The organism is uncultured Actinomyces sp. (assembly GCF_963526355.1).
In the GTDB taxonomy this organism is placed as follows: Bacteria; Actinomycetota; Actinomycetes; order Actinomycetales; family Actinomycetaceae; genus Actinomyces.
Genome location: NZ_CAUROW010000146.1, coordinates 1 through 3,585 on the forward strand (window position 1 = coordinate 1; position 3,585 = coordinate 3,585).

Sequence of the window (3,585 nt, forward strand, 5' to 3'; positions counted from 1 at the left end):
GACGCCGATTCCGGGATTCCTGCGGATCGACCTGACTGTTCACGGGGACAACCGCGGCTGGTTCAAGGAGAACTGGCAGAGGGAGAAGATGCTGGCCCTGGGGCTGCCCGACTTCGGGCCGGTTCAGAACAACATCTCCTTCAACAATGAGGTCGGGGTGACTCGGGGCATCCACGCCGAGCCCTGGGACAAGTTCGTCTCGGTGGCCACCGGCCGCGTTTTCGGCGCTTGGGTGGACCTGCGCGAGGGGCCGTCCTTCGGGACCGTCTACACCTGCGAGATCGACCCGTCGGTGGCCGTGTTCGTGCCCCGGGGTGTGGGCAACGCCTACCAGACGCTGGAGCCCAATACCGCCTACACCTACCTGGTCAACGACCACTGGTCGGCCGACGCCCAGTACACCTTCCTCAACCTGGCCGACGAGACGGTGAACATCCCCTGGCCCATAGCCCTGACCGAGGCGATCCTCTCCGACAAGGACAGGGCCCATCCCCGCCTGACCGACGTCAGCCCCTTCCCCTCGTCTGAGGTGGGCGGCTAGGAGGGTCGTCGGGCCTGTGCGGGGCGGGGTCGGCCTGTTCTCGGTCGCCCTTGCCGTCGTACCACCTCATCTGACTCCCTGTGGTCTCGGGGAAAGGACTGATTCTTCTGGGGAGGGATGCGGTGGCAGAAATTCTAACGAAAAGAAGCATAACAAAACGAGATCGATGTGGTGCCGTGATGGATGTGCGGCCTCGGTCGATCGCCATCGCCGTCACGCTCACCCCCGCCGTCTTCCTGCTGCTGGCACTGCTCAGGCGCGACCGACGGGCGCTGCTCGTCTTGCTGGCCAGCGCCGTCACCTGCACCGGTATCGGGTTCCTCATCGCCCCTGCGCACTTCTCCGACGACCTTGTGCGCTACGACCCGCCCCACTGGAACCTGCTCGCGGTTCTGGCCGCCAGCGTCTACGTCTCCTGGGGCGCCGCCACGCTGGTTGTCCTGACTCGCCTGCATGTCCGCCAGGGTGACATGAACCACTCGCTAACGGGCGAGGAACGGCCTCTCGTCAATGGTGACCGAGTCTCGCAGGCAGTTCCTGGCCCTCTTCCCCAGTCGGAGCAGTCGCCCGTTCGCCGGCCCGCGGCCACCGCCGTTCGGCGCGCCTGGGTGTCGCTGCGCAGAGGCGGGCTGCGTCGGGTCTCATAGGTGGAGAACAGCTTGCATGTTGCCGTCGTGGACACGCCTGCGTCCCCGGGGCCGGTACGGTGATGCTCCATGAGAAGAATTGAGCCCGCACGCCGGCGGTACGCCTGGGGGTCGGCCACCGCCATCCCCGCGATCCTGGGTGTGGCCGACGACGGCGACCCCTGGGCAGAGGCCTGGTACGGCTCCCATCCCGGTGGTCCGGCCCGGATCGCCGAGGGACGGACCCTGTCCGACCTCATCGAGGCCGAGCCCGAGCGCCTCCTGGGTGATGACGTCATCAGGCGATTCGGGTTCCAGCTGCCCTTCCTGCTCAAGCTCATCGCCCCCGAGCAGCCCCTGTCCCTCCAGGTTCACCCCAGTCAGGGGCAGGCGGCCGAGGGCTACGCCCTGGAGGATGAGGCGGGTGTCGCCCTGGACCACCCCGCCCGCAACTACAAGGACACCAACCACAAGCCGGAGATGGTCCTGGCCCTCACCCGTTTCCAGGCGGTCGCCGGCTTCCGGGCCCCGCGCCGCGCCGTCGAGGTCCTCGCCGGGCTGGACAGTATCCTGGCCCGCAGGATGCGCCGCACTCTGCGACTCAACCCGACCCGGTACGGCATCCGTCAGGTCTTCTCCGACGTCGTCTCGGCGGCCACCCGCCCGAGCCGTCAAGAGATCGGTGACCTCATCGCCGAGATCGCCGCCCGCTTCGAGGCCGGCACATCGCCGTCGCTACGCGTGGACTCCAATGTCCTGAAGATGGCGGCCACCTTCCCCGGCGACCCCGGGGTGGCCGCCGCGCTCCTGCTCAACCCTGTCACCCTCCAGCCCGGCGAGGCCCTGTTCGTGCCCGCGGGTAGTGTCCACGCCTACATTTCCGGTCTGGGGGTGGAGGTCATGGCCTCCTCGGACAATGTGCTGCGCGCCGGGTTGACGGCCAAGCACATCGACGTCCCCGAGATGCTGGCCTGCGTCGACTACGTGGCGGCGCCACCGGTGCGCCCTGCCCCGGAGTACCTCTCGCGCGCCACCCGCGCCTACTACGCGCCGGTGGACGATTTCGAGCTCATGGTCACCACCGTGGTGGTCACCGATGGCCGCCTGCCCGTCCCCGGGCGAGGGCCGCGCATCCTGCTTGCCATTGAGGGGGCCGTGACCCTGGTGACCCAGGCCGACTCGCAGACGCTGGCACAGGGAGAGGCGGTGTTCGTCGGTGCCGACGAGCGCAGCCTGTCCGTCGAGGGGGAGGGCACCCTCGTTCAGGCCGACGTCCCCTGAACAGGGGTGAGGGACACCCTGGTGGGGCGGATGCTCAGTCGACCTGCACTCCGGTGATTCCGTCAGCGATTCCCTCCTGACGAGCGGCGGCCGCAGCGACGTCGTCGCCCGCTTCCGGGGTGAGCACCACTGCCGTGCGCCCGGCGCGCCAGGATGCCAGGACCTCCTGAAGCGCCTCCGCGGCCCGTTGGCGGCGTATCAGGACGGCGCGTGAACCGGCGGGGTCCGCATCGCCGCAGAGGGCGTCAACCCTGGCCACCAGCTCGCCGCGCGTCAGTGTGACGGGCTGCGCGTCCTGCGTGCCAGCCGGGGCGAGGTCGGTGAGGCAGGGCAGGTCGGCGCTGAGGCTCACCGGTGCGAAGCGGTCCGGATATGCCATGAGGTCCGCGGCGCCGTCGAGCACGAGAGCGGGCAGCTCTCCCGGCCAGCGCAACGCCAGGGAGGCGGGTGGCACCAGCACCTGCACCTCCGCCGCCTCGCACAGGTGCTCCGGACTGAAGGCGACGCTCAGTTCCGGGACGAGGCCGACGGCCCCGACCTCCTCGCCGGTCCCCAGGAGCACTCTCCGCCCGGCCGCCCACGCTCCGCACGCCCAGGCCACCGTCCGCCAGTGCGGGGGCATTCCCACATGGACCCCGTCACCCGGTGTCGACTCTGCTGTGATCAAACCTGCAACCTTGGCCAGCCACATGTACGTCACGTATCCGGTCAACTCGACGCGCTCATCATCTCCATAACAATTTAGCCACGGCCGGCCGGTGTCATGAGGGGTTGGAAGCAGGGTCAGTAAAGGGTCGTGCATGTCTATAGATTGAAGCAGATCTACTGACGTCCAGGAATCTCCCTGGTGCTGTCCAGCCGGTTGGACTGGAGTTGCTCGGTGAGGTGATGCCCTAGAGGTCTCTGGAGAACCGTATATTTTGCTGCTGTCAGGCAGGCCGCGGGCACCTCCCAGGGGATTTGTAGGAAGTCAACATATGGTGTTAGCCAGATGGGGATATTCCTTGATATATCAAGGAATGATGTCATGATCACGAGAGGGTGAACTTTCCCTCCCCGGCTTGACTGACCTTGTCTCACAAGCATGTAATTCTTACTGGCAAGAAGCTCGGATCGAAGGGAGGCCGGCATGTGGAA

5 protein-coding genes are annotated in these 3,585 nt (G+C 67.2%); 3 read left to right on the forward strand and 2 right to left on the reverse strand.

Annotated elements, in window-relative coordinates; genetic code table 11:
- From RWR81_RS12860 to manA, 3 genes are all read left to right on the forward strand, one after another.
- The coding region (locus RWR81_RS12860) for a dTDP-4-dehydrorhamnose 3,5-epimerase (protein WP_314458115.1) at window positions 1–541 on the forward strand (541 nt) is incomplete at its 5' end.
- A 179-nt stretch (window positions 542–720) separates the two neighbouring features.
- A complete protein-coding gene (locus RWR81_RS12865; protein WP_314458116.1) occupies window positions 721–1,188 on the forward strand; it encodes a hypothetical protein in 468 nt (155 codons plus the stop codon).
- Window positions 1,189–1,257: 69 nt separating this feature from the next.
- Window positions 1,258–2,448, forward strand: a complete 1,191-nt coding sequence (gene manA / locus RWR81_RS12870; RefSeq protein WP_314458117.1) for a mannose-6-phosphate isomerase, class I — start codon at window positions 1,258–1,260, stop codon at window positions 2,446–2,448.
- 34 nt (window positions 2,449–2,482) lie between these two features.
- On the opposite strand, the gene RWR81_RS12875 is transcribed toward manA, so the two are convergent.
- Together RWR81_RS12875 and RWR81_RS12880 are read right to left on the reverse strand one after the other, a co-directional pair.
- The gene (locus tag RWR81_RS12875; RefSeq protein ID WP_314458118.1) at window positions 2,483–3,250 is read right to left on the reverse strand and encodes a TIGR03089 family protein; all 768 of its coding nucleotides are present in this window, start codon (window positions 3,248–3,250) and stop codon (window positions 2,483–2,485) included.
- A gap of 20 nt (window positions 3,251–3,270) precedes the next feature.
- The coding region (locus RWR81_RS12880; RefSeq protein WP_314458119.1) for a hypothetical protein at window positions 3,271–3,585 on the reverse strand (315 nt) is incomplete at its 5' end.

Bases quoted from the DNA above. Each gene is read 5' to 3' on its own strand.
- RWR81_RS12865 (WP_314458116.1), top strand. From the start codon at position 721: ATGGATGTGCGGCCTCGGTCGATCGCCATCGCCGTCACGCTCACCCCC.
- manA (WP_314458117.1), top strand. From the start codon at position 1,258: ATGAGAAGAATTGAGCCCGCACGCCGGCGGTACGCCTGGGGGTCGGCC.
- RWR81_RS12875 (WP_314458118.1), bottom strand. From the start codon at position 3,250: ATGCACGACCCTTTACTGACCCTGCTTCCAACCCCTCATGACACCGGC.